The organism is Nocardioides sp. NPDC000445 (assembly GCF_040300245.1).
GTDB lineage: Bacteria > Actinomycetota > Actinomycetes > Propionibacteriales > Nocardioidaceae > Nocardioides.
Map to the genome: position 1 here is coordinate 13964 of NZ_JBEPDH010000033.1, position 26418 is coordinate 40381.

Annotated in this window: 21 protein-coding genes and 1 rRNA gene; 17 read left to right on the forward strand and 5 right to left on the reverse strand. The window is 69.6% G+C overall.

Annotation, left to right across the window (positions count from 1 at the left end):
- The first annotated feature begins 71 nt into the window (after positions 1 to 71).
- The 6 genes from ABT304_RS29355 to ABT304_RS29380 all read left to right on the forward strand — a co-directional run bounded on the left by ABT304_RS29355 (position 72) and on the right by ABT304_RS29380 (position 9671).
- Positions 72 to 1076: a LacI family DNA-binding transcriptional regulator gene (locus tag ABT304_RS29355; RefSeq protein ID WP_160028586.1), complete on the forward strand. Its 1005-nt coding sequence runs from the start codon at positions 72 to 74 to the stop codon at positions 1074 to 1076.
- Between the two features lie 89 nt (positions 1077 to 1165).
- Positions 1166 to 2422 (forward strand): ABC transporter substrate-binding protein, encoded by a 1257-nt coding sequence (locus ABT304_RS29360; protein WP_350720785.1) that lies wholly within the window; start codon positions 1166 to 1168, stop codon positions 2420 to 2422.
- Between the two features lie 35 nt (positions 2423 to 2457).
- Positions 2458 to 3423, forward strand: coding sequence for a carbohydrate ABC transporter permease (locus ABT304_RS29365; RefSeq protein WP_350720787.1), 966 nt, complete (start codon positions 2458 to 2460; stop codon positions 3421 to 3423).
- Between the two features lies 1 nt (position 3424).
- Entirely contained in the window at positions 3425 to 4279 is an 855-nt protein-coding gene (locus tag ABT304_RS29370) for a carbohydrate ABC transporter permease (RefSeq protein WP_350720788.1), read from the forward strand.
- 14 nt (positions 4280 to 4293) lie between these two features.
- Positions 4294 to 6012 carry an amylo-alpha-1,6-glucosidase gene (locus ABT304_RS29375; protein ID WP_350720790.1) on the forward strand — a complete coding sequence of 573 codons (1719 nt, stop codon included), beginning with the start codon at positions 4294 to 4296 and terminating at the stop codon, positions 6010 to 6012.
- Between the two features lie 23 nt (positions 6013 to 6035).
- A complete protein-coding gene (locus tag ABT304_RS29380) occupies positions 6036 to 9671 on the forward strand; it encodes a LamG-like jellyroll fold domain-containing protein (RefSeq protein ID WP_350720792.1) in 3636 nt (1211 codons plus the stop codon).
- Positions 9672 to 9711: 40 nt separating this feature from the next.
- On the opposite strand, the gene ABT304_RS29385 is transcribed toward ABT304_RS29380, so the two are convergent.
- Positions 9712 to 10476 carry a siderophore-interacting protein gene (locus tag ABT304_RS29385; protein ID WP_350720794.1) on the reverse strand — a complete coding sequence of 255 codons (765 nt, stop codon included), beginning with the start codon at positions 10474 to 10476 and terminating at the stop codon, positions 9712 to 9714.
- Between the two features lie 80 nt (positions 10477 to 10556).
- Here ABT304_RS29385 and ABT304_RS29390 point away from each other — a divergent pair, with 80 nt between their 5' ends.
- From ABT304_RS29390 to ABT304_RS29405, 4 genes are all read left to right on the forward strand, one after another.
- Positions 10557 to 11681 carry a glutamate-cysteine ligase family protein gene (locus ABT304_RS29390; RefSeq protein ID WP_350720796.1) on the forward strand — a complete coding sequence of 375 codons (1125 nt, stop codon included), beginning with the start codon at positions 10557 to 10559 and terminating at the stop codon, positions 11679 to 11681.
- Complete coding sequence (locus ABT304_RS29395; protein WP_350720798.1) at positions 11678 to 12634, forward strand: NAD(P)/FAD-dependent oxidoreductase; 957 nt, start codon at positions 11678 to 11680, stop codon at positions 12632 to 12634. The genes ABT304_RS29390 and ABT304_RS29395 overlap by 4 nt, the downstream gene beginning before the upstream one ends.
- A gap of 92 nt (positions 12635 to 12726) precedes the next feature.
- On the forward strand, positions 12727 to 13182 hold the full coding sequence (locus tag ABT304_RS29400) for a peroxiredoxin family protein (protein WP_350720800.1): 456 nt from the start codon (positions 12727 to 12729) through the stop codon (positions 13180 to 13182).
- A 2-nt stretch (positions 13183 to 13184) separates the two neighbouring features.
- Positions 13185 to 13742 carry an RNA polymerase sigma factor gene (locus tag ABT304_RS29405; protein ID WP_160028570.1) on the forward strand — a complete coding sequence of 186 codons (558 nt, stop codon included), beginning with the start codon at positions 13185 to 13187 and terminating at the stop codon, positions 13740 to 13742.
- On the opposite strand, the gene ABT304_RS29410 is transcribed toward ABT304_RS29405, so the two are convergent.
- Positions 13739 to 14632 carry a carbohydrate kinase family protein gene (locus tag ABT304_RS29410; protein ID WP_350720802.1) on the reverse strand — a complete coding sequence of 298 codons (894 nt, stop codon included), beginning with the start codon at positions 14630 to 14632 and terminating at the stop codon, positions 13739 to 13741. The two genes, ABT304_RS29405 and ABT304_RS29410, sit on opposite strands and share 4 nt — an antisense overlap.
- A gap of 190 nt (positions 14633 to 14822) precedes the next feature.
- On the opposite strand from ABT304_RS29410, the gene aceE reads away from it, so the two are divergent.
- The 7 genes from aceE to ABT304_RS29445 all read left to right on the forward strand — a co-directional run bounded on the left by aceE (position 14823) and on the right by ABT304_RS29445 (position 24244).
- The gene (aceE, locus tag ABT304_RS29415) at positions 14823 to 17558 is read left to right on the forward strand and encodes a pyruvate dehydrogenase (acetyl-transferring), homodimeric type (RefSeq protein WP_502890455.1); all 2736 of its coding nucleotides are present in this window, start codon (positions 14823 to 14825) and stop codon (positions 17556 to 17558) included.
- A gap of 109 nt (positions 17559 to 17667) precedes the next feature.
- Positions 17668 to 18855, forward strand: a complete 1188-nt coding sequence (locus ABT304_RS29420) for a PucR family transcriptional regulator (RefSeq protein ID WP_160028568.1) — start codon at positions 17668 to 17670, stop codon at positions 18853 to 18855.
- 103 nt (positions 18856 to 18958) lie between these two features.
- Positions 18959 to 20149 carry an acyltransferase domain-containing protein gene (locus ABT304_RS29425; RefSeq protein WP_160028566.1) on the forward strand — a complete coding sequence of 397 codons (1191 nt, stop codon included), beginning with the start codon at positions 18959 to 18961 and terminating at the stop codon, positions 20147 to 20149.
- Complete coding sequence (locus ABT304_RS29430; RefSeq protein WP_350720806.1) at positions 20146 to 21132, forward strand: beta-ketoacyl-ACP synthase III; 987 nt, start codon at positions 20146 to 20148, stop codon at positions 21130 to 21132. The genes ABT304_RS29425 and ABT304_RS29430 overlap by 4 nt, the downstream gene beginning before the upstream one ends.
- Positions 21133 to 21184: 52 nt before the next feature.
- Positions 21185 to 21436, forward strand: coding sequence for an acyl carrier protein (locus ABT304_RS29435; RefSeq protein WP_091051955.1), 252 nt, complete (start codon positions 21185 to 21187; stop codon positions 21434 to 21436).
- 91 nt (positions 21437 to 21527) lie between these two features.
- Positions 21528 to 22796 (forward strand): beta-ketoacyl-[acyl-carrier-protein] synthase family protein, encoded by a 1269-nt coding sequence (locus tag ABT304_RS29440; protein ID WP_160028562.1) that lies wholly within the window; start codon positions 21528 to 21530, stop codon positions 22794 to 22796.
- Positions 22796 to 24244: an acyl-CoA carboxylase subunit beta gene (locus ABT304_RS29445; protein WP_350720808.1), complete on the forward strand. Its 1449-nt coding sequence runs from the start codon at positions 22796 to 22798 to the stop codon at positions 24242 to 24244. Before ABT304_RS29440 ends, ABT304_RS29445 begins: the two co-directional genes overlap by 1 nt.
- 112 nt (positions 24245 to 24356) lie before the next feature.
- Here ABT304_RS29445 and ABT304_RS29450 read toward each other — a convergent pair whose 3' ends face one another.
- From ABT304_RS29450 to rrf, 3 genes are all read right to left on the reverse strand, one after another.
- Complete coding sequence (locus ABT304_RS29450) at positions 24357 to 24887, reverse strand: DUF3145 domain-containing protein (protein ID WP_160028558.1); 531 nt, start codon at positions 24885 to 24887, stop codon at positions 24357 to 24359.
- Between the two features lie 203 nt (positions 24888 to 25090).
- On the reverse strand, positions 25091 to 26197 hold the full coding sequence (locus tag ABT304_RS29455; RefSeq protein ID WP_350720810.1) for a tetratricopeptide repeat protein: 1107 nt from the start codon (positions 26195 to 26197) through the stop codon (positions 25091 to 25093).
- A 127-nt stretch (positions 26198 to 26324) separates the two neighbouring features.
- A 5S ribosomal RNA gene (gene rrf, locus ABT304_RS29460) occupies positions 26325 to 26418 on the reverse strand; the annotation flags it as partial.

The following is a 26418-nucleotide window of genomic DNA, read 5'->3' on the forward strand; positions in this document are numbered from 1 at the left end:
GACACGGCGCGTGACATTGATCACACTCTAGTCACTCCAGTGTCGAACCGGTTCGAAAGTCAGGTAGCGAGTTGGCCACCATCCAAGACGTAGCGCGGCACGCGGGCGTCTCGCGGAGCACCGTCTCCTACGCCCTCTCCGGCAAGCGCACGATCTCGACCGAGACGCGAGAGCGGATCGAGCAGGCCATCCGCGAGCTCGGCTTCACGCCGAACGCCGGCGCCCGCGCGCTGGCCACCTCGCAGACGATGGTGCTCGGGCTGCTGCTCCAGTTCCACGAGGACGAGTTCGCGCCGGCCATGCTGCAGTACGTCCTGCCGATCTCCATGCGAGCCCGCGAGCTCGGCTACGACATCCTGATGGTGACCGACCCCGACGGCCCCGCCGCGATCCACCGGATCGCGGACTCCCGCATGGTCGACGGCATCGTGCTCCTCGACGTGACCGCCGAGGACCCCCGCCTCGAGGCGCTGAGAGCGGTCCGCAAGCCCGGCGTGCTGCTCGGCCTCGCCCGCGACACCGCCGGCCTGGACTTCGTCGACCTCGACTTCGGCGAGGCGGCCAGGATGCTCGTCGACCATCTGCACGAGCGCGATCACCGCGAGCTGATCCTGATCGCGCCGCCACACCACGTGGTCGAACGCGGTGGGACGTACGCCTGGCGGTTCCGCGACGCGGCCGTCGAGCGCGCGGCGCGACACGGCATCCAGATCCACTGCTACCACGGCGAGTCGCGTCAGCCCGCGATCGGCGAATCGGTCAACCGCATCCTCGACGCACACCCAACCGCAACCGGCCTGATCGTCCACAACGACGCGACGGTCGCCGCGCTGCCCTCGATCCTGAGCGACCGCGGGGTCCGGGTCCCCGAGGACCTCAGCGTGGTCAGCCTCTACTCGCGGGACTTCGGCGAGGAGTTCTCGCTCCCCTATACAGCCGTGGACTCGGCCGCGGACGAGCTCGGACGCCAGGCGGTCTCCCGGCTGATCGGCCGGGTCACCGACCCGGCCACGGCCGGACCGCCGATCGTCCGGTTCGTCACCCCGGTGCTCCGCGACCGCGGCAGCACCAGCTGACACCACCGCCGGGATCGTACGGAGCGCCTCGTCACGCCCACTGTCGAACCGGTTCAACAACTCCACGCAATGATGCGAAAGGACACGAGATGAACAGCACCCCCCACCAAGGCCGCCCCCACGGTCGTACGGCCGCCCTCCTCACCGCGGCTGCCCTGACCATGTCTCTGGCGGCGTGCGGCTCCTCGGACGAGTCGGGCGAGGTCACCGAGATCGGGTTCTGGGACCCCTACCCGCAGTACGACGACAGCTCGGACTGGGCCAAGTACGTCCAGTCGTGCGCGCCGGAGGGCACCACCATCAAGCGCACTGCCGCGCCGAACACCGACCTGATCAACAACCTCACGACGGCTGTCCGCGAGGACAACGCACCCAACGTGGTGTTCCTCGACAACCCGGCGATGCCCGAGGCCTCGGCCTCCGGCCTGCTGGTCCCCATCGACGAGGTCGGCCTCGAGGCGACCGACGCCGATGCCAACCTCGCCGGCCCCGGCACCGTCGACGGCGAGACGTACGGCGTCCCCGTCGGCGCCAACACCCTCGGCCTCTACTACAACGAGAAGGTCCTCGCCGACGCCGGCGTCGACCCGGCGAGCATCACCGACTGGGCGAGCCTGAACGCCGCGCTGAAGAAGGTGACCGGGGCCGGTCACCAGGGCATCACGTTCGCGGGCGTCCCCGGCGAGGAGGGCACCTTCCAGTTCCTGCCCTGGTTCTGGGGATCCGGCGCCGACCTGTCCGACCTCGGCTCTGCCGACGCCATCGAGGCGGGCCAGCTCGTCTCGGACTGGATCGGCCAGGGGTACGCCCCCAAGTCGGCCATCACCGACAACCAGTCCGCGTCCTGGGACCTGTTCCTCACCGGCGACTACGCGTTCGCCGAGAACGGCTCCTGGTTCGCCCAGGCCGCGACCGAGCAGAAGTTCCCCGTCAAGATGATGCCCATCCCGAGCCAGGACGGCGGCGCAGCGCCGGTGCCGACCGGCGGCGAGTTCGGCGTGGTGCCGCTGCACAAGGAGAACAGCGACGCGCACTACGCCGCCGCGAAGGAGGTGCTCGACTGCCTGCTCAGCTCGGAGACACAGGTCGAGACCGACGACATGCTCGGCTACTTCACCGCCGCCGAATCCACTCGCACGCAGCAGATCGCCTCCACGGAGCACTACCAGCCGTGGGCGGATGCCATCTCCAGCGCCCAGGGCCGGACCACCGACCTCGGCACCGGCTATCTCGCGACCTCGGCCGCGTTGTCGAAGGCCGAGCAGGCCGCGCTCAACGCCGCCGGCGACGCCGGTGAGGTCGAGGCCGCGTTCGAGACCGCGGCACAGGAAGCCCAGGGCAACTGACCCGCGCCCGGATCCCGGAGAACGGACAGAGAACAGTGACCAGGATTCCCGCAGTCTCGACGTTGGAGCGGCGGACGGCACCGGAGACGGTGCCGGCCGCGGCGCCCCCGCCCCGGCGCCGACATCACCGCAGCCGCTGGGCCGGCGTGGCGTTCGTCGCGCCGCTGGTGACCTACCTCGTGGTCTTCTACGCCTACCCGCTGGTCGAGAACGTGTCGATGAGCCTGCACCGCTTCACCCGGGCGACGTACGTCACCGGCGAAGCGCCCTTCGCCGGGACCGACATCTACCGCGAGGTGCTCACCGCGCCGCAGTTCTGGCCGATCATGCAGCAGACCGCGATCTTCGTGGTCGGCTCCCTGGTCTTCCAGTACGTCATCGGGCTGGCGCTCGCGACGTACTTCCACCGCCACTTCCCACTCTCGGTGCTCCTGCGTGGGCTCTTCCTGGTCCCGTGGCTGCTCCCGATCATCGTCTCGGCGACGACGTGGCAGTGGATGATGGACGCGGACTCGGGCATCGTCAACCGGTTCCTCGGTGCTTTCGGCGTCGACTCGGTCTGGTGGCTGAGCGCCGACAACTCGCTGTGGGCCGTGATGATCGCGAACATCTGGCTCGGGATCCCGTTCAACCTGGTCATCCTCTACTCCGGGCTGCAGAACATCTCGGCCGAGCTCTACGAGGCGGCGGCTCTCGACGGCGCCGGCCCGTGGCGCCGGTTCTGGTCGATCACGTTCCCGCTGCTGCGGCCGGTCAGCGCGATCACGCTGCTTCTCGGCTTCGTCTACACGCTCAAGGTCGTCGACATCATCTGGATCATGACCGCCGGCGCCGGGTCGTCCCAGACGCTGGCGACCTGGGCGTACGGGATGGCGTTCGGGAAGGGCACCTCGGCAGTCATCGAGTACTCCCAGGCGTCCGTCGTCGGCACGATCCTGCTGCTCGTCGCCCTGCTCATGGGTCTCGTCTATCTCGCCGTGCAGCGCAAGGAGGAGGCCTGAGATGCACACCTCGACACCGACCACACCGACCACACCGACAGCACGGACCGCTTCGGCCTGGGTGAAGACCGGCATCGGCCTCGTCCTCACCGCGCTGATGCTGTTCCCGCTCTACTGGATGGTCAACGTCTCGCTGACCCAGCGCGACGCCATCCGCAGCGGCGGCCTGTTCCCGAAGTCGTTCACCCTCGACCACTACCGGGTGGTGCTGCAGGATCAGCTGCCGTATCTCGGGACGAGCCTGATCATCGGCATCGGGACGGTCGCGCTCACGCTGCTCGTCTCAGCCCCGGCGGGCTACGCGATGTCGTCGCTGTTCGTCCCGGGCCCGCGGGTGCTCAACTTCTGCCTCATCGTGGCGCAGATGGTCCCCGGCGTCGTGATGGCGCTGGGCTTCTACACCGTCTACACCGACCTCGGGATCCTCGACACCGTCCCCGGCCTGATCGTCGCCGACTCCACGATCGCGATCCCGTTCGGCGTCATGCTGTTCTCCGCGTTCATGGCCGGCATCCCACGGGACCTCCTCCACGCCGCGGCCATCGACGGCGCGAGCCCGTGGAAGACCTTCACCCAGGTCGTCCTGCCGATCTCGCGCAACTCGGCGGTGACCGTCTCGCTGTTCGCCTTCCTGTGGGCGTGGTCGGACTTCATCTTCGCCTCCACCCTCAACCGCGAGGGCGGCTCGCTGCGCCCGATCACGATGGGGCTCTACGACTACATCGGCTCCCAGAACCAGGAGTGGGGCCCGCTGATGGCGACCGCCGTCGTCGCCTCGATCCCCACCGCCATCCTGCTCGTCGTCGCCCAGCGGTACGTCGCCGCCGGCGTGACGGCGGGCGCCGTCAAGGACTGAAGGACACCCCACGCATGCCGCTGCACGACACCTCGACCGAGGCCGCCTTCGACGTCCGGGAGATCCCGTTCTCCCGGCGCGGTTCCTGGCTCGACCTCTCCCCCGTGGTCGCCCTGCACACCCGCACCGACACGATCCACCTCGTCTCCCACCGCAACGGGTTCCACGGCGTGCTCGCGCTGCGCCCGGAGCGCGACGGCCTGCCGGTCGAGACGACCTGGTCGGCAACCCCTGCCGTCCTCGCCTGGGACGGCGACGACGGCAGGGTCGAGGCCGCCTTCACCGACATCGACGCCGTACGCCTCCGCGGCTCCGGCCTCGCGCTGCGGCTCGGCGACGCGGCCGCCGGGCTCACCCCGTTCACCGGGACCTACCTGTTCACCGACCCGAGCGACGGCGCTGCGGTCTTCACCAGCTACGAGACCGGCCACCGCTACCGCGTCACCGTGCTGCGCGGGGAGCACTCGGTCGAGGGCTCCGAGGCACTGGGCGAGGCGACGAGGTCGATCCTGCTCGGAAGCGACGGCGACGACTGGGAGGCCGAGGTGCGCGAGGCGACCTCCCAGCAGACGGCGCCGGCGGAGGCAGCCACCTTCGAGGACGTCGTCGCGGACGCGGCCGCCGACTTCGGCTGCTACCTCGACGACCTCGCCCCGTGGCGTGACGCGCGCACTCCGGCGGCCGCACTGGCGGCGTACGTCCTGTGGTCGGCGACGGTCGCCCCCAGCGGTCTGCTGGGTCGGGAGTCGGTGCTGATGTCCAAGCACTGGATGGACAAGCTGTGGAGCTGGGACCACTGCTTCAACGCGATGGCGCTCGCCCCAGGCCGTCCGGACGCCGCGCTCGACCAGTTCCTCGCCCCGTTCGACCACCAGGACGACCACGGTGCGCTGCCCGACTCGGTGACGCACACCGAGGTCCTCTACAACTACGTGAAGCCCCCGATCCACGGCTGGGCGCTGAGCCGGCTGCGCGCGACCTCGGCACGGGCCCTCGACACCGACGAGCTCGAGCGCATCCACGACGGGTTGGTCCGCTGGAGCAGGTTCTGGCTCGACTCCCGGCGACGGCCGGGCCACGACCTCCCCTACTACCAGCACGGCAACGACAGCGGGTGGGACAACTCCACGACGTTCGACCTCGACCGGGTCGTCGAGTCACCCGACCTCGCCGCGTTCCTCGCGGTCCAGCTCGAGGTCCTCGCCGACCTCGCCGACGAGCTCGGGCATCCCTCGGCCAGCTGGCGCAAGGTCGGCGACGAGCTCGTCCGTACGCTGGTCGACCAGCTCTGGACGGGTGCCGAGTTCGTCGCCGTGGGCGCGCTCTCGGGCCGCCGGAGCACGGGGTCCAGCCTGCTGAACCTGCTGCCGCTGGTGCTCGGCGACCGGCTCCCGTCCGACGTCCGTACGACGATGGCGGACCGGCTCGGCGATCACCTGACCGACTACGGACCTGCCACCGAGCCGGTCTCCTCGCCCAGCTACCAGGACGACGGCTACTGGCGAGGCCCGATCTGGGCGCCGTCGACCGCGCTCATCGAGGACGGTCTGCGCCGAAGCGGGTTCCCGGCCGTCGCCGACGTCGTCAGCGAGCGGTTCCGGGCACTGTGCGAGAAGTCCGGCTTCGCCGAGAACTTCGACGCTCGCACCGGCGCGGGGCTGCGTGACCGTGCCTACACCTGGACCGCCGCGGTCTACCTCCTCTTCGCCGCCGATCACGTTCGGCGGTCGTGACCCCACAACAGAAGGAGCTACCGATGAGATCACCCTTCACGTCCACACCACCCAGGACGGCCACCGCGGCCGCGGCCGCCGCGGTCGCCGCCGTCGCGCTGGCCGCACCCGGAGTGGTCCCACGCGCCGGTGCCGCCGAGGTCGCCGTGCCCGACCCGGTCGTCCACTACGCCTTCGGCGACGACCCGGCCAGCGGGACGGTCGCCGATGACTCCGGCAACGGGCTCGACGGCACCTTGGTGAACGGCGGCACCGCCGACACCGTCCCCGGAGACGGCGGCGGCCAGGCGCTGCACCTGCCTGGCGGGCCGTCCTCGTCGGACGGCGCCTACGTCACTCTCCCCAAGGGCGTCCTCGAAGGACGCACCGACCTCACGGTCACCGCACGGGTGAGCTGGGACGGAGGCGGCGGCTCCTGGCAGCGGATCCTCGACCTGGGCAAGGACACCAGTCGCTACCTGTTCCTCACCCCGTCGAACGGGTCGGTGCTGCGTACGGCGGCCGTGGCGGGAACCGGCGCCGAGGCGACCAACTCGGGTTACGCCCCGCTCCCGGAGAAGTCCTGGCACACCGTCGCCGTCACCCTGGACACCGAGTCGGACCGGCTCACCACCTACCTCGACGGCGCGGCCGTGGCAGCCACCACCACGAAGATCACCGCCTCCGATCTCGTCGTAGGCGCGTCGACGAGCGGGTTCCTCGGCAGATCGATGTTCCCCGCCGACGACCTGTTCGGCGGCTCGATCGACGACGTGACCGTCTACGGGGCGGCACTCACCCCGGAGCAGCTCGGCCAGGCCACCGGAGTCACCCCTCCGACGATCGTCGAGCCGACCAAGACGTCCTTCGACGTCTACACCGACGTCGGAAAGGAGCCGGAGCTGCCGGCCTCGGTACGGGCCTCGTTCAGTGACGGCTACGACCGCGACGTACCGATCACCTGGGAGGAGGTGGATCCGGCGAAGTACGCGGACCGCGGCACGTTCACGGTGGCCGGGACCGCCGCCGGGAGGCCGGTCTCGGCCGAGGTGACCGTCCGCTACGAGAACCAGGTCGACATCGACCTGGCCGAGCCCACCGGCGACGTCATGGGTGGCGCGTCCGGGACGCTCTACGGGGTCTACGGCAAGGATCTTCCCTCGAGCAACCTGATCGACGGGATCAACCTGCGTACGGTGTCGACCAAGGCCCAGGACGGTCCGCAGCACCCGGGCGCGGACGCCCTCGAGGTGCTCGAGCCGCTTGTGGACGGCTCCGGCGGCGACGTCTACATCTACATGACCGACATCTACCGCGGGTTCCCCTACCAGTGGCCGGGCAACACCCCGCAGGCCAAGCTGGACGACTTCAAGGCCAAGATCAGGACCCAGGTCGAGCAGGTCAAGGCGCTGCCGGAGAAGTACCGCAGCCACGTCGTCTTCGTGCCGTTCAACGAGCCCGAGGGCAACATGTTCGGCACCGGCGAGTGGAGCTACAACAGGGTCAGCTGGCTCAACGACCCACAGCACTACTTCAAGGCCTGGGACGAGGTCCACGCCCTCATCAGGAGCGAGCTCCCCGACGCCCGGATCGCCGGTCCGAACACGAGCATCCTCTACGACCAGGTGCAGGGCTTCATGAAGCACGCGCTGGCCAACGACACGATGCCGGACGTGATCACCTGGCACGAGCTGAGCAACCCGGCCTCGATCCGGACCAACGTGGCGAGGTTCCGCGGGTGGGAGGACACGATCTACCAGGGCACCCCGTACGCGGGGAAGCATCTGCCGATCAACATCAACGAGTACGCGTTCAACTACCACACGTCGGTCCCGGGTCAGATGATCCAGTGGGTCTCGGCGCTCGAGGACAGCAAGGTCGACGGCGACATCGCCTACTGGAACATCGACGGGAACCTTTCCGACTCCGCCGTCGAGGCCAACAAGGCCAACGGGCAGTGGTGGCTGCTGAACGCCTACAGCCAGATGACAGGCCAGACGGTCAAGCTCACTCCGCCCCGCCCGAACGAGAGCTACACGCTGCAGGGCGTCGCGGCCCTCGATCGCGATCGACGACGGGCAGAGGCGATCATCGGGGGCGCCGACGGTGCGTCCTACGTCGACTTCGACGGGGTCGACCCGACGACGTTCGGGTCCAGCGTGCACGTCGCCGTCAAGGAGATCGGCTGGTCGGGTCAGCTCGGCGACAACAGCGGCCCTGCCGAGGTCGCGGAGATGAACCTCCCGGTCAGTGACGGCGGTGTCGGGTTCTGGTTCGGCAAGGACGGCGTCCCCGCCCTCTCGGCCGAGTCCGCCTACCAGATCATCGTCACGCCCGGCGCCAACGCGACGGCCGAGGCCACGCCGCCGCAGCTGTGGCGAGCGACGTACGAGGCCGAGGACGCCGCGCACTCGGGCTCGGGCTACACCCGCAACGGGCCCGAGGGCAGCCCCTCCAACCTGAGCGGCTTCTACACGTCCAACTCGTACAACGTCGGCGGCATCCGCACCGACTCGAACGTGAAGCTCGACTTCGCCGTAGACGTGCCGAAGGACGGGACCTACGACCTGAGCGTGTTCGCGAACTCTCTGAACACCTACGGCCTGGTCAAGGACGAGGGTCCGACCAACGCCTTCATCACGGTCGACGGCAAGCAGGAGCAGGAGATCCGTCTGCCGCTCGGCTACAAGTGGGTGGTGTGGGACCACGCCGACACGACGGTCGACCTGACCGCCGGGAAGCACACGATCTCGATCGCGGCCCGGAGCCTCGACGGGACCGGACGCACCCGAGGAGACGCGCTCATCGACAAGATCGACCTCTCCTTGTCGAACCCTGCCGCCACGCAACGCACCTACGAGGGCGAGGACGCGACGCTCACCGACGGAGCACGGGCCGACTACTCGAAGGCCGGGGTGTCCGGTTCCGGCGCCGCCGACCTCGCCCGCGGCACCGCGACGTTCTGGGTCTACTCGCCCGACGACGGCGAGCACCGCCTACGGTTCGACACCCTCGGGTCCGGGCGCATCCGGCTGGCCCTGAACGGACAGAACCTCGGCGTCGTCACCCGGCCGGTGTCGCGAGACGTGTTCCTCTCCGGCGGCATCAACAAGATCACCCTGACCGCGGAGCAGGGCCGGCTGCTGGTCGACCGGTTCCGTGTCGGTCCGTCGGCGGGCGCGCTGAGATCGGTGACCACCCAGGCCGAGGACGGGGCGCTGAACGGCTCGGCGAAGGTCGCGTCCTACTCGCTCGCCGACGGCGGCAAGGCGGTCACCGGTGTCGGTGGCGACCCGGGCAACGGCAACACGCTGACGCTGGCCACCACGGCACCTCGGGCCGGGACGTACGCGATCACGGTGCGCTACTCCAACGGCGAGCAGTCACCCGCCTCGCACTACAACCCGGACCCGCTGGCCCGGCACGCCGACGTCAGCGTCAACGGCGACAAGGCCCGCCGGGTCTGGTTCCCGCACAGCTTCCACGACAACGGCTTCTGGACGTTGACGTTCTACGCAGAGCTGAAGGCGGGCGAGAACACGCTGTCCTTCCGCTCCGAGGAGCTGCCGGACTGGAACGGTGAGACCTACATCTCCGACCGCTATCCGGAGCTGGGTCTTCGGTCACCGTGGGCCCCGAACCTCGACCGGATCACGGTGACACCGCTGGCCGCGGAATGAGTACGCCGCGGCCGCCCCTCCGGGCGGCCGCGGCTCCGTCTCAGTGCGCTGAGTGTGCGACCTCGCGGTCAACAGCCTGGCTGCGCTTCCACGTACGGAAGCTGTCCTCGTTGTTCCCTCGGCGCCAGTAGCCGGAGATCGACAGGTCGCCGCGCGGCACTCCGCGATCGCGCAGCAGGTAGGGGCGGATCTGCTGCATCGTGACCTCGGCCTCGCCGTGCACGAAGGCGTGCACCCGGCCGAGCAGCCAGGGCAGCTCGCGGACGACGACCTCCAGAGGCGGGTCGACGGTGGCGTCCAGCCAGCGCACCTCGACCCCGGCCGGTGCCTCGACCTGCTGGAGATGCTCCGCGGAGGGCACCTCGATCACGGCATAGCCGACGGCGTCGGCCGGCAGCGCCGCCAGCGCCGCGCGGATCGCAGGCAGACCGGACTCGTCGCCGACGAGCAGGTGCCAATCGGCGGCCGGGTCCGGAGCGTACGTCCCGCCCGGCCCTCGCACGGTGAGCACGTCACCGGGGCCGGCGGTGGCGGCCCACCGCCCGGCGACGCCCTCGTCGCCGTGGTGCACGAAGTCGATGGCCAGGGTGCCCTCGGCGACCGAGGGGTCCAGCGCCGTGTAGGTGCGGCAGACGGTCGAGCCGTCGCCGACCGGAATCTCGAGACGCACGAACCGGTCGGTGCAGACGCTGCCCTCGAACGCGGAGAGGTCCTCGGCGCGGAGATGGACGCGGGTCATCCCAGCACTGAGACGCCGGGTCGAGGTGACCACGACCCTCGTCTCCGGCTTTGTCTCCGGCTTCACCGCGCGAAACATGAGGGGAGCCTAACCTAATTTCCGAGAAATGCGGATGATGGCCCACGCACTGCCCTAGAGTTTGCGCCGTGCTCTACTCCGCCGGGTTCGAGTTCGAGTATGCCCTGGTGACGGAGTCACCCGACGTAGGCGCGGACACGTTTCGCGACATGGGCACCTTCCACGACTTCGTGGATCTCGACTTCGACACCCTCCAACGCGCCCTTGCCGACGGCTCCGGGACCACCGACGAGGACCTCGTCCGCGGTGACCTGGGGATCAAGAGCGGCTACTGGTACCTCGAGGGCGACGAGCGGTTCGACGCCGACGGCACCTTCACGACGATGCTGGTCAAGGGGGTGGAGATCCGCACTCCGGTCTGCTCGAGCACCACCGAGGCCGCCGACCGGCTGATCGATCTCCAGGACGACATCTCCAAGCGCCTCGCTCCCATCGGCATGCAGCTGGGCATCGTCGGCTTCAACCCGGTCCGGGAGGCGTACGTCCTCGACCCGCCGCTCAACGAGTGGGAGCGGACGATGCGGGCCGAGCATCGTGAGTACGACCACGCCGAGGTCTCCAACCTGAGCTACGGCCCCGACATCAACCTCTCCTTTCCCGGGTTCTCCGCGGAGCAGGTCGTCGAGGTCACCCACCGGCTGACCCACTACAGCCCCTTCATGGTGCCGTTCAGCTTCAGCTCGCCCTTCCACGCCGGCCGGGCGTGGCGCGGCCCCAGCAAGCGCACCTACGAGCGCACCTGGCGACGCGTGGCGGCGCGCTGCTTCGTCGAGCCGCCCGCCGGCGCTGAGCCCACCATGGTCCAGCCGCCGCGGATCCCGCGGGAGGAGGGACGCATCGAGTTCAAGGCCTACGACGCCTTCCTCTCCCGCGACCTGCTGCTCGCCGGCGCGGCACTGACGCTCGGCGTATGCCTCGCCGACGACCTTCCCGGGCTGGCCGACAAGCCCAGTCGCGACCTCCACCAGCGGGCCGCGACCGCGGGGTTCACCGACCCGGAGATCGCCGCCGGTGCCCGTGAGGTGCTCACCGCGGCCCGCCGGGCACTCACCGAACGTGCTGGCATGCGGCACGAAGTCGGCCACCTCGCCTGTCTGGACCAGTTGCTCAGCCAGGAACGGACGCCAGCCGATAGCCTTCTGGACGCATATTCGCGCACCGGCCTGATGTACCACCCGGAAGGACTTCGTTGACTGACCTGCCCGCCGACCTGACCGCTGGACATCTCGCAGAGGCCGACGTGGCGATCTGCGGAGCAGGCCCGATCGGCGCCGCGACGGCCATCTTCCTGGCCCGGCCCGGCCTGCGGGTGGTCCTCATCGACCACGACCCCGCCGACGACCCCGCCCATGTCGCGACCTACCGTTATGCGGGCGGCAGCATCCGGTGGACGTGGCCCGACCCGGTCAAGCGGGAGATGACGACCCAGACCGAGCAGTTCATCCGCGGCGCCGCGGACGGCGCGGAGCTGGACATGATCGAGAACACCTACCACCTGCTGCACACCGGAGAGCACATCCCGGCGCTCAACGTCTCCGCGACCGGGCTCGTCGGCATGCTCCGCGACCAGGCGCAGGAAGCGGGGGCGACGTCGGTCGACGCGCTCGTCACCGGCGTACGCCCTGACGGCAGCGGTCATGTGGTCGAGACCTCGCGCGGCGCGATCCGTGCCCGCCGGGTCCTGGGCGCCATGGGCGCGGCGAACGTCTCGGTGTTCCCGCAGGTCAGCGCGGAGGCCGAGAAGCGCCAGCTGTTCGTGCTCGACCTCCCGGTTCCGCCCGAACGGGAGCAACTGCCCCACACGATCGTGCCGATCGGCGACGGCTTCGGCTACGTCTTCGTGAAGCTCATCGACGGCCGGCTGCGCGTCGTCGTCGGGCAGGAGGACATCGTCGAGGACGAGGACACCTCGGGCCCCGTCGACCACTGGAAGGAGATCCTCGACAGCGGGCTCGCCACGACGCTCCCCTGGCTCCGCGACGCCCGCGTCGACGACATCCTCTGGGGTGTCGACACCGCACAGAAGACGCTGGTGGTCGACGAGCCCAGCCCAGGCGTTCTCGTCGCCAACTGCGGCAGCGCCATCCGCTCCGCGGCCTGGCTGGGACGTACGCTCGCCGAGCGGCTCGCGCTCGAGACCACCTGATCATCGGCCACGGCCGAGGTGAATCCTTTTGCCCGCTCGACCACTCCTGTCTGCGATAGCCCGCGCCGCGGGCAGAACAGAGAGGAACACACGTGATCGAGGCAGGAAGCACGATCGAGGACACCTCCGTGCGGCTGAGCGACGGCACGGCGGCCGATCTCCTCGGGGAGAGCCACAGGGGCACGCTCGTCTACTTCATGCGAGCCACGACCTGCATGATGTGCAACGCCCACGTACGCACCCTCACGTCCAACGCCACGGACTTCCGCGACCGGGGCGTACGGGTCCTGATCGCCGTCCCCGAGGAAGCCACCACCGCCCAGGCGTGGGCGGACCGGCGGCAGATCCCGTTCCCCGTCGTCCCGGGCCTCCACGGTGACCTCGGCCTCGCCCGCCGCCTGCTCGGCTCGATGATGCAGTCCGGAACCATCGTCATGGACGCTGCCGGCCGGGTCACGTACGCGGACATCGTCACGATACCCACCGGCGGCTACCGTCACCGCGACGTACTCGCCGCGCTCGACGCCCTGCCTCAACGCGCGGGGTGATCGTGCCGAACCAGCAGACGCGCCGTCCGTGGCCAGACACGGACGTCATCCGGTCGGCGCAGGCCGGCGACGTGGCCTCGATCTCGGTGCTCATCGAAGGGGCCCATCCACACGTGCGGCGGTTCGCCACGTCGCTGTGCATGAGCGAGCAGGACGCAGAGGATGCCACGCAGGAGGCGCTGGTCATCCTCTATCGCAAGATCGGGACGCTGCGAGCGACCGGAGCGTTGGCGTCATGGATGTTCACCATCGTGCGCAACGAATGCGTTCGTCGCTGGACCATCAGCAGGAGGCACGTCCTCGCCGAGGTGACCGATCTGCCCCTTCGAGCGAGCTCGTCGGCGGAGGAAGCCGCCTTGGCGGAGATCGAGGCTCGTCAGGTCTCCGCGGCCATCGCGAGGCTTCCGGCCGACCAACGGCAGGTGCTGCTGCTGCGCGACGTGCACGGCTACAGCGGCAGATCGGTCGCGCGGCACCTGGGGCTGAGCCTGCCGGCGATGAAGTCACGCCTGCATCGAGCCCGAGCAGCGCTCCGGGCCGGCCTCGAAGAGGTGGCCTAGCCGTTCAACTCGGCACGGGTCGGCGGGTTGGCACCGGCACGCGAGACGGTGACCGCCGCCGCCCGTACGCCATGGGCGAGCACCTCGCGACGGTCGCGCTCGAAGTCGTGCCAGAGCGCGTCGACGAGGCCCGCGGAGAAGGTGTCACCGGCGCCGATGGTGTCCACGACCGTCACCTTCTCGGCCTCGACGTCGATCCGCTCGGACGCGGTGATCCAGCTGGCGCCGTCGCCGCCGCGGGTCACCGCGACCGCACCGGCACCCAGCTCGAGCAGCCGCGCGGCCGCCTTGTCGAGCCCGATCCCGGGGTAGAGGGTCTCCAGGTCCTCGTCGCTCGCCTTGACCACATCGGCGTACGCCGCCGCCCGCTCGATCCGCGCGACGACGTCCTGCCCGGTTCCGGTCAGCGTGGGCCGCATGTTGATGTCGTAGAGGACCCGGACGGAGTCGGGGAGCCCGTCGAGCAGCTCGAAGACCGTCTCGGCACCCGGCGAGAGCACCGGCGCGAGCGATCCGACGTGGACGAACCGCGGCGTCCCCACCGCGATCTCGCCGAGCTTCCACTCCAGGTCGAAGACGTACGTCGCCGAGCCGTCGGCCGTGATGGTGGCCTGCGCGGTCGAGGTGCGGGCCAGCACGTGCGGGTCGCATGCCATCACCACACCCGAATCAGCCAGATGAGCAGCCAAGGAGCGCCCCCGAGCATCATCGGCGAACGAGGCCGCATACCGCACCGGTCGGCCGAGCCGGCCGAGCGCCACGGCGACGTTGGCGCCGCTCCCGCCGGGGTGGTCCCGGGTCACGCCATCAGCGGTCGTGACCACGTCGACCAGCGCCTCACCTACCACCAAGACGTCGGCAACGGCATTGTCACGATCCAGGCTAGTCACGGCGGCAGATTAGCAACTCGGCGTACGAACGATTTTTCCGGGGTTGACCAGCAGAAACCGCCTACTGTCCAGTAACCCACCGCGGGTGGGCGTCCGCTCTCGACCGCGTGCGACCATTGAGGATGTGACCGAACAATCCACCGAGACGACTGGTGGTCCGCAGGGCCCGACCCCCGCCCAGCCGACCGTAATCCACGAGGGTCTACCGACCCAGCTTCCGGACATCGATCCCGAAGAGACCAGTGAGTGGCTCGGCTCGTTCGACGCGATGCTCGAGTCGAGCGGACGCGAGCGAGCCCGCTACATGATGCTGCGTCTGCTGGAGCGAGCCCGAGAGAAGTCCGTCGGCGTCCCCGCACTGCGCAGCACCGACTACATCAACACCATCCCCTCCGACCGCGAGCCGTGGTTCCCGGGCGATGAGGACATCGAGCGACGCATCCGGGCCTTCATCCGGTGGAACGCCGCCGTCATGGTCTCCTCCGCCAACCGCAAGGGCCTGGAGGTGGGCGGCCACATCGCCACCTACCAGTCCTCCGCGAGCCTCTACGAGGTCGGCTTCAACCACTTCTTCCGCGGCAAGGACCACCCCGGCGGCGGCGACCAGGTCTTCATCCAGGGCCACGCCTCCCCCGGCATCTACGCGCGTGCCTTCCTCGAGGGCCGACTCAAGGAAGAGCAGCTCTTCCGCTTCCGCCAGGAGGTGCAGCACGGGGTCGGCCAGGGCATCTCCTCCTACCCGCACCCGCGCCTGATGCCCGACTTCTGGGAGTTCCCGACGGTCTCGATGGGCCTGACCGGGATCAACTCGATCTACCAGGCGCGGTTCAACCGCTACCTGCAGAACCGCGGCATCAAGGACACCTCCGACCAGCGCGTGTGGGCCTTCCTCGGCGACGGCGAGATGGGTGAGCCCGAGTCGCTCGGCGCCATCCGGGTCGCCGCCCGCGAGGAGCTCGACAACCTGGTCTGGGTGATCAACTGCAACCTGCAGCAGCTCGACGGCCCGGTGACCGGCAACGGCAAGGTCATCCAGGAGCTGGAGTCCAACTTCCGCGGCGCCGGCTGGAACGTCATCAAGGTCATCTGGGGCCGCGAGTGGGACCAGCTGCTCGCCAAGGACGTCGACGGCGCCCTGGTCAACAAGATGAACTCGACCCCCGACGGCCAGTTCCAGACCTACTCGGTCGAGACCGGTGCCTACGTCCGGGAGAACTTCTTCGGCTCCGACCCGCGCCTGCGCAAGATGGTCGAGCAGATGAGCGACGAGCAGATCCGCAAGCTTCCGCGCGGTGGTCACGACTACCGCAAGGTCTACGCGGCCTTCGACGCGGCCACCAAGACCGTCGGGCAGCCGACCGTCATCCTGGCCCACACCATCAAGGGCTGGACGATCGACGCTCTGGAGGGCAAGAACGCCACCCACCAGATGAAGAAGCTGACCATGGCGGACCTGAAGAAGTTCCGCGACCGTCTGCTCCTGCCGATCTCCGACAAGGAGCTCGAGGCGACCTACGAGCAGACCGGCGCGGCGCCGTTCTTCAACCCGGGTCCCGAGTCGGCCGAGATCGAATACATGATGGAGCGCCGCAAGCAGCTCGGTGGTCCGCTCCCCCAGCGCCGGGTCGAGTTCAAGCCGCTCACCCTGCCGGGCGAGAAGGTCTACGCCGAGCTCAAGCAGGGTTCCGGCAAGAACAAGATCGCCTCCACGATGGCCACCGTCCGGCTCCTCAAGGACTGGATGCGTGACCCGGAGATCGGCAAGCGCATCGTGCCGATCGCGCCCGACGAGTACCGCACCTTCGGCATGGACGCGATGTTCCCGAGCGCGAAGGTCTACAACCCCGGCGGCCAGCAGTACGAGAGCGTCGACCGGAAGTTGTTGCTCTCCTACAAGGAGTCCGCGCAGGGCCAGCTCCTGCACGAGGGTATCTCCGAGGCAGGGGCGCTGGCTTCGGCGACCGCTGCCGGCACGGCGTACGCCACTCACGGCGAGCCGATGATCCCGTTCTACATCTTCTACTCGATGTTCGGGTTCCAGCGCACCGGCGACTCGATCTGGGCGATGGCCGACATGATGGGCCGCGGCTTCCTGGTCGGCGCCACCGCCGGTCGCACCACGCTGACCGGTGAGGGTCTCCAGCACGCCGACGGTCACTCGCCGCTGCTGGCGGCGACGAACCCGGCGGTCGTGCACTACGACCCCGCGTTCGCCTACGAGGTCTCGCACATCATGCAGAGCGGCCTCGAGCGGATGTACGGCTCGACCGAGGAGCACCCGAACGGCGAGGACGTCATCTTCTACCTGACCGTCTACAACGAGCCGGTCAGCCAGCCCAAGGAGCCCGACAACGTCGACCTCGAGGGGATCCTGAAAGGCATCCACCAGGTCTCGACCGCCGAGGGAGACGGCCCCAAGGTCCGTCTGCTCGCCTCCGGCGTCGGGTTCCCGTGGATCGAGGAGGCTGCCCGCATCCTCGAGGAGGACTGGGGCGTCAAGGCCGACACGTGGTCGGTCACCTCGTGGAACGAGCTCGCCCGCGACGCCATCGAGGCCGAGCAGTGGAGCCTCAACCACCCCGGCGAGACCCCGCGCACGCCGTACGTCACCGAGAAGCTCTCGGCGTCCAACGGCCCCGTCGTCGCGGTCTCCGACTACATGCGGGCCGTCCCGCTGCAGATCGCCCGCTGGGTGCCCGACGACTACCGCGTCCTCGGTGCCGACGGGTTCGGCTTCGCCGACACCCGCCCGGCCGCGCGTCGCTTCTTCCAGATCGACGCCCAGTCCGTCGTCGTCCAGGCCCTCCAGGCCTTGGCCGAGGCCGGCGAGATCGACGCCGCGTTGGTGAAGAAGGCCTTCGACACCTACCGCATCGACGACCCGACGGCGACGAAGGGCATCATGCAGGAGGGCGGAGACGCCTGAGCTCGTGGCGCCGAGTCGGCGCATCTGACCCCGTGTCTGGCGAAGCGAAGAGAGCCAGAGGGGTCGGATGCGCCGACTCGGCATGTCATCAGATGTACTAAGCGCAAGAATGGACAACGTGACCGCAGTGATTCCTCCTACCCGCCGGCGCACCGCGCAGGCGCTGCGGCGCGCGACCGGCCGGCTGGCGACGGCCGCCACCTCACGCATGGACGACGCGATGCCGTGGTTCAAGGACCTCTCCGCGAAGAACCGCTCCCTCGTCGGCCTGATCGTGCAGGCCGGAATCAAGGAGTTCGTCGGCTGGTACGGCGGCGGCGCCTCCGCCGACACCGCCAAGCCCGACCTGGCCGCGTCGATGTTCGGCGTCGCGCCCCGTGCGCTGACCGGCATCATCACGCTCCAGCAGACCGTGGATCTCGTACGCCTCTCCATCGAGGTGGTCGAGGCCAACATCGACCACCTGCTCGGGCCCGAGGACGCCGCCGACGTCCACGAGGCGATCGGCCGCTACGCCCGCGAGGTCGCCTTCGCCACCGCCGAGGTCTACGCCCGCGCCGCCGAGCAGCGCGGCGCCTGGGACGCCCGGCTCGAGGCCCTCGTGGTCGACGCGGTCCTGCGTGCCGAGACCGACGAGGTCGTCCTCTCCCGGGCCAGCGCGCTCGGCTGGGACGCCGACCTGCCGCTGTGCGCGGTGCTGGGCCACGCCCCCGACGGCGTCCGCCTCGACGCCGCCATGGAGGAGGTACGCCGCCGCGCCCGCGCCCACGACCTGCACACCCTGTGCGCGGTCCAGGGTGACCGCCTCGTCGCCCTGCTCGGCGGCATCGAGGACCCGCTGGAGGCCGCCGAGCGCATCGCCGACCTCTTCGCCGACGGGCCCGTCGTCGTCGGACCGATGGCGGCCGGGCTCGCCACCGCCGCCGAGTCCGCCCGGGCCGCGCTCTCCGCCTACCGGGCCGCGCCCGGCTGGCCCGATGCGCCTCGCCCCGCACGCAGCCAGTCGTTCCTGCCCGAGCGTGCCCTGGCCGGCGACGCGTGGGCCCACCGCTACCTGATCGAGAATCTCTACCGGCCGCTGGTGGAGGCCCGCAGCACGCTGATCGAGACGCTGGCGGCGTACTTCGCCGCCGGAGGCGGCCTCGAGGCCACCGGGCGCACACTGTTCGTGCACCCCAACACGGTGCGCTACCGGCTCAAGCAGGTCGCGGAGCTCACCGGGTTCCTCCCGACCGACTCGCGCGACGCTCTCGCCCTGCAGGTCGCCCTGATTCTCGGCCGGCAACAGGACCATTAGCGCTGGCAGGGACGCAAGTTGTAGAACCCCTACAAGATTGCGGGAGGGATATTCGTTGCCGCTGAAGGTGAACTGACACCCCTCCAGACGGGACTATTCTTGCGTGCTCGTCATTGTCGCCCCAGGACAAGGTGCTCAGACACCAGGATTCCTCACCCCGTGGCTGGAGGACCCCGCTTTCGCCGCTCGTATGGAGTGGCTCTCAACCGTCGCAGGCATCGACCTGATCGACTACGGCACCAATGCCGACGCCGAGACCATCCGCGCCACCGAGATCGCCCAGCCGCTGCTGGTCGCCACCGGCCTGGTCGCGGCGCTCGAGCTCTTCCCGCAGCCCGCGGACGCCTTCGGCAAGATCGGAGCGGTCGCCGGCCACAGCGTCGGTGAGATCACCGCCGCCGCGGGCGCACGCGCGATTAGCGCCGAGCAGGCGATGGTGCTCGTCCGCGAGCGGGGCAAGGCCATGGCCGAGGCCGCCGCGAAGACGCCGACCGGCATGACCGCGGTCCTCGGCGGCGTACGCGAGGAGGTGCTGGCCGCGATCGAGAAGCACGGCCTCACCCCCGCCAACGACAACGGCCCCGGCCAGATCGTCGCCGCGGGCACCCTCGAGCAGCTCGAGGCCTTCGCCGCCGATCCTCCCGCCAAGGCCCGGCTGATGCCGCTCAGCGTCGCCGGCGCCTTCCACACCAAGCACATGGAGCCCGCCGTCGGCCACCTCCGCCGGCTGGCCCAGAGCGTCTCGACCCACGACCCGCGTACGCGCCTGATCAGCAACAAGGACGGCCAGATCGTCCACGACGGCGCCAAGGCGCTGGACCGGATCGTCGGCCAGATCGCCAACCCGGTGCGCTGGGACCTCTGCCTCGACACCATGTCCGACATCGGCGTGACCGGCATCCTGGAGATGCCGCCGGCCGGCACCCTGACGGGGATCGCCAAGCGCGCCCTCAAGGGCGTCGAGACCTTCGCCCTGAAGACTCCCGACCAGCTCGACGACGCCCGCGCGTTCGTCGAGAAGCACGGAGAGGCCAACCCGATCGAGACCACGCCGACCTGGCGCATGGTCGTCTCCCCGTCCAAGGGCACCTTCAAGCTCTCCGAGACCGTGTCCGGGGTCGATGTGATTCCGGCCGGCGCCGAGATCGGCGCCATCGCCAGCCTCCGCGACACGATCGCGATCACGTCCGCCCACGGCGGCGAGGTCATCGAATGGCTCGTCGAGGACGGCGACCTCGTATCCCCCGGTCAGCCGCTGCTCCGGCTGCACCCGACAGGAGTCCAGCACTCGTGATCTCTGCCCCGACAGGTTCCCCGCACGCCCGCATCCTCGGCGTAGGCGGCTATCGCCCCACCCGGGTGGTCCCCAACAGCGAGATCGTCGATCTGATCGACTCCTCCGACGAGTGGATCCGCACCCGCTCCGGCATCACCGAGCGTCGCTGGGCGGGTGAGGAGGAGACCGTACAGATGATGTCGGTCACCGCCTCCCGCAAGGCGCTCGAGCACGCCAAGATCGGCATCGACCAGATCGACTGCGTCATCGTCGCCACCGTCAGCCACATGCGCCAGACGCCCGCAGTAGCCGCGCTGATCGCCGACGAGCTCGGTGCCGACCACCCGGCCGCCTTCGACATCTCGGCGGCCTGTGCCGGCTTCTGTCACGGCATCGCGATGGCGAGCGACTTCATCCGCGGCGGCAGCGCCCGCAACGTACTCGTCATCGGTGTCGAGCGCCTCTCCGACATCACCAACCCGCACGATCGTGGCACCGCGTTCATCTTCGCCGACGGCGCCGGCGCCGCGGTCGTCGGCCCGAGCGACGAGCCCGGGATCGGCCCGGTCGTCTGGGGTTCCTCGGGCGACAAGGCCGACCACATCCAGACTCCCGACTGGTTCGACGCGGTCGAGGCGAAGGAGACTCCCTGGCTGACGATGGAGGGCAACCCCGTCTTCCGCTGGGCCTCCTACGCCATGGCCAAGGTCGGTCAGGAGGCGCTCGAGAAGGCCGGCATCACCGCCGACGAGCTCGACTGCTTCGTCCCGCACCAGGCCAACATGCGCATCGTCGACGCCCTGGCCCGCTCCATGAAGCTTCCGGAGTCGGTCAAGATCGCCCGCGACATCGCCACCATGGGCAACACGTCGGCCGCCTCGGTCCCGCTTGCTCTTGAGCGGATGATCGAGGAGGGTCAGGCTGAGTCGGGCGACACCGCCCTGCTCATCGCGTTCGGTGCCGGACTGGTCTACGCAGCCCAGGTCGTCGTCGTTCCGTAGTCTCGCACCACCCAGAGTTTCACCACACAAAATCCGAGAGGAAGCACCACATATGGCCACCACCGAAGAGATCCGCTCCGACCTCGCCGAGATCGTCAACGAGGTCGCCGGCATCGATGTCGCCGACGTTCAGCTCGACAAGTCCTTCGTCGATGACCTCGACGTCGACTCGCTGTCCATGGTCGAGGTCGTCGTCGCTGCCGAGGAGAAGTTCGGCGTATCCATCCCCGACGAGCAGGTCAAGAACCTCAAGACCGTTGGCGACGCGGTGAGCTTCATCGAGAAGGCTTCCGCGAACGCCTGACGCGCCCCGGCGGCTCGGCCAACCCTCCCAGGCCGAGCCGCCGGACCTGCTTCACCTGACCCAACGCGCCAACACCTCACACGGAGACCACATGAGCAGCCGCACCCGAGTCGTCGTCACTGGATTGGGCACCACCAACCCGGTAGGCGGAGATGTAGCCACCACCTGGGATGCCTTGATCGCCGGCCGCTCCGGCATCCGCGAGCTCACCGAGGAGTGGGCCCAGGACCTTCCCGTACGCATCGCCGGCCGTGTCGCCGTCGAGCCGTCCGAGGTCCTGGAGAGGGTCAAGGCGCGACGCCTGGACCGCTCCGCGCAGTTCGCCGTGGTCGCCGCGGCCGAGGCCTGGAAGGACGCCGGCTTCGAGGGTACGGCCACCGAGGCCGGCCTCGACGGCGAGCGCCTGGGTGTCGCTGTCGCCACCGGCATCGGCGGCGTCACCACCCTGCTCGACAACTACGACACGCTTCTGGCCAAGGGGCCGCGTCGGGTCAGCCCGCTGGCCGTCCCGATGCTGATGGCCAACGCCTCGGCAGCCAACATCTCGTTGATCTACGGCGCCCGCGCCGCGGCTCAGACCCCGATCTCTGCCTGTGCCTCCGGCTCCGAGGCGATCGCCCTGGCCGCCGACCAGATCCGTCTGGGCCGCGCCGACGTCGTCCTCGCCGGTGGCACCGAGGCAGCGATCCACCCGCTGCCGATGGCCGCGTTCGCCAACATGATGGCACTGTCCAAGACCGCCTCCGGCCCCGATGGTGGCGACCCGACCGCGGTCAGCCGCCCCTGGGACACCGCCCGCGACGGCTTCGTGCTCGGTGAGGGCGCCGGCATCGTCGTGCTCGAGACGCTCGAGCACGCCCAGGCCCGTGGCGCCCGGATCTACGCCGAGGTCCTCGGCGCCGGCGTGACCGCCGACGCCCACGACATCGCCCAGCCCGACCCCGAGGGTCGCGGCGGTAGCCGAGCCATCAAGCGCGCGCTCGAGGACGGCGACATCGACCCGAACACCATCGTCCACGTCAACGCCCACGCGACCTCGACCCCTCAGGGCGACATCGCCGAGGGCCTGATGCTCCACGCCACCCTCGGCAAGCAGGTCGAGAACGTCGTGGTCACCTCGACCAAGTCGATGACCGGCCACCTGCTCGGTGGCGCCGGCGCCCTCGAGACAGTCGCGACCGTCCTGGCGATCCACCACCGCCAGTCGCCGCCGACGATCAACCTCGACAACCTCGACCCCGCGGTCGAGCTCGACATCGCCACCAAGGCACGCGACCTGCCGGTCGGCGACATCGCGGCCCTCAACAACTCCTTCGGTTTCGGTGGCGCGAACGTAGCGGTCGTCTACGGAAGCATCTGATGACCATCACAGCCCCCGCGGCTGTTGCCGCGAGGAAGCAGCAGAAGCTTCCTCGCGACCAGGACCCCCGAAACCCGCTGACCCGGCTCCGGGCGCTCTTCGACGAGGGCACCGTCCAGCTCATCTCCCCCGACGACGACTCCGGCATGCTGGCCGCCGTCGGCGAGGTGGACGGCACCCGGGCGGTCGCCTTCTGCTCGGACGCCACCGTCATGGGTGGCGCGATGGGCGACCTCGGCTGCCGCGTGGTCGTCGACGCGTACCACCGCGCGATGACCGACGGCATCCCGATCATCGGCCTGTGGCACTCCGGCGGCGCCCGGCTGGCCGAGGGCGTACTCTCCCTGCACGCGGTCGGCCGCATCTTCCACGCGATGACGCAGGCCAGCGGCAAGATCCCGCAGATCTCGGTCGTCCTCGGCCCGGCCGCCGGTGGCGCTGCCTACGGTCCCGCCCTCACCGACGTCGTCATCCTCGGCCCCGAGGGCCGCATCTTCGTGACCGGTCCGGACGTCGTACGCTCCGTCACCGGTGAGGACGTCGACATGCTCCGCCTCGGTGGTCCCGAGCCGCACGGCCGCCGATCCGGCGTCGTGCACATCCTCACCGAGTCCGAGCGCGAGGCGCTCGACAAGGCCCGCACGGTCACCGCTCTCCTCGGCTCCCAGGGTGGCCTCGACGTCGCCGCGGTCGAGGACAAGGACCTCGCCGAGCAGCTGCCCGAGTCGAAGAAGCGCGCCTACGACGTGCACCCCCTGGTCGAGAACATCCTCGACGAGGGCACCGCACAGGAGCTGCACGCTCGCTGGGCCCCCAACATCGTCACCGCGCTCGGTCGCTTCGGCGGCCGCACCGTCGGCGTCGTCGCCAACAACCCGCTGCGGCTAGGCGGCTGCCTCGACTCCCTCTCCGCGGAGAAGGCATCCCGGTTCGTACGCCTCTGTGACGCCCTCGGCGTCCCCCTGATCGTCGTCGTCGACGTCCCCGGCTACCTGCCGGGCGTCGGCCAGGAGTGGGACGGCGTCGTCCGCCGTGGCGCCAAGCTCCTGCACGCCTTCGGCGAGTGCGTGGTCCCTCGGGTCACCCTGGTGACCCGCAAGACCTACGGCGGCGCCTACATCGCCATGAACGCCCGATCCCTCGGTGCGACCAAGGTCTTCGCCTGGCCGGGCGCGGAGGTCGCGGTCATGGGCCCGGTCGCCGCGATCCGCATCCTGCACCGCCGTAAGCTCGCCGAGGTCGCGCCCGACCTCCGTGCCCAGGTCGAGGCGGAGCTCGCGGCCGAGCACGAGCGTCTCGCCGGTGGTGTCGACAAGGCTGTCGAGATCGGTGTCGTGGACGAGGTCATCGAGCCGTCTGCGACCCGCAGCGCGATCGCGGCCGCCTTCGAGGAAGCGATCCAGACCGTCGGCGTACGCCGCGGTGCTCACGGCAACATCCCGCTCTGACCCGATTCACGCCGAGTCGGCGCGTCCTGACCGAAAACAACGCCGAGTCGGCGCGTCAGGACGCGCCGACTCGGCGTTTTCGTGGCCGTGCTCTGCGGCCGACGACGGTCGCTCAGACGACCTGGTGCAGCCAGCGTACGGGCGCGCCCTCCCCCGCGTGACGGAACGTCTCCAGCTCGTCGTCCCACGGCTTGCCGAGGAGCTTGTCGACCTCGAGCTCGAGCGTGGTGTCACCGAGGGCGGCCTTGACCACTGCGGCCTTGAGCCGGTCCTCGGGGATCATGATGTCACCGTGCATCCCGGTGACGGCGTGGAAGACGCCGAGGTCGGGCGTGAAGGAGTAGCGCGCACCCTCGGAGGTCGACGTCCCGTCCTCGGTGACCTCGAAGCGCAGGTGGGTCCACCCCTTCAGCGCCGACGCGATCGCCGCCGCGGAACCGACCGCACCGGACCAGAAGAGCTCGGCTCGGTAAGTGCCGGCCTGGGCGGGCTGCGCCGTCCAGTCGAAGTTCACCGGCGCGCCTAGCACCCCCGCGACGGCCCATTCGATGTGAGGGCAGAGCGCGGAGGGAGCCGAATGCACGAACACAACGCCTCGTGCGATGCCACGCGAGGCGCTCGGGTCCTTGATCTGAGTGGTCACCGATTATCTCCTTCGTTGCGGCGCGAGCTACGCCTTCCCCAGCGGGCTCGATCATGCGTGAAGGAACTTTTCGGTGATCACACTGATGTAGTTGTACATCTATTCTTACCTACCGCGCCCAGGATCTCCAGTATCGGAGCAAAACGGCCAGTGGCGACCGGCATAGCTGCCGATCGCCACTGGTTGCGCGTTTGAGACGGACCTCAGTCCCTCTCGACCGTCTTCTCGAGGGCCTCGGCGCGCGCCGCGGCGTCGGTGATCTCGTCGGAGTCGATCGCGTAGGTGCGGTGGAACCAGGTCAGCGCGTCCTTGTCCCGGCCCGCGTCCTGGAGCGTGTCTGCGTACGCATAGCGCAGCCGCACGACCCAGGCCTCACGGCTCTTGTTGTTGAGCGGCGACTGCTCGAGGATCCGCAGGGCCGCGTCGAACTGGCCCATGTCCCGGCGAGCGCCGGCCTCGACGATCGTCATCTCGGCCTTCGCCGGCGCCTCGAAGTTCGCCACAGACGGGCTGTGCGCGAGCTTGATCGCCTGTTCGGGCTGGCCGAGCGCGCGGTGGCAGTCCGCCATGATCGGCAGGTACGCCGTCGCGCCGTTCATCCGCTTCGCCGCACGCAGCTCGGCGAGCGCCTCGGAGTAGTGGCCGGCAGCGTACGCAGCCTCGCCCAACGCCTCGCGAATCACAGCGATCCGCTGCGTACGCGACTTCGCCGCCTTGGCGTGCTGGTAGGCGAGCTCGGGGTCGGAGTCGATGAACATGTCGGCAGCAACCAGGTGGCGGGCGATCCGCGCCGCCAGCTTCTCGGGCAGGCCTCGCAGCTGAGCCGAGATCGCACGGTCCAGCTCCTTGCCGGTGACCTCCTCCGGCAGCTCCGGACCGTCGTAGATCCGCTGATCCGCCGTGCGCTCCTCACGCGGCTCGTCGAACCGGCGCTGCGGCTTGCCAGCGGGCTTACCGCCACGATCCTTGGAGTAGCCACCCTTGCGGTCGCTGCTGCCGCCACGCTTCGGGCCGTCCGAGCGGCCGCCGCTGCGGGGGCCGCTGCGTCCGGTCGACGGCTTGCCGTCGCGACGCTCGTCGCCTCCGCGGCCACCGTCACGGCGCTGATCGCCTCCGCGACCGCCAGCGGCGCCATCACGGCGATCGCTGCTCCGTCCAGCGCCGGGCCGACCACCGCTCGGTCGACCAGCGCCCGGCTTGCCGTCACCCGATCGGCCGCCACGGCCACCGGTCGATGAATTCGAGCTCTTCGGACGCCCGGGGCGTCCGGCGGGCTTACCGCCTCTGTTGCTACGGCGCTCGTCAGCCATAGCTGCCTTCCTCACTGCTGCTTCCCGCAGCCGACTTCGAACGATCCGAGGACCATCGCGTTGACAAACTCAGTGCCAGTAAAAGCAGTAGAGGCCGCCCCAAAGGGCGGCCTCTACCTGAAATTTTGTCCGGCGGCGTCCTACTCTCCCACAGCCTCTCGGTTGCAGTACCATCGGCGCTGAAGGGCTTGACTTCCGGGTTCGGGATGGGACCGGGTATT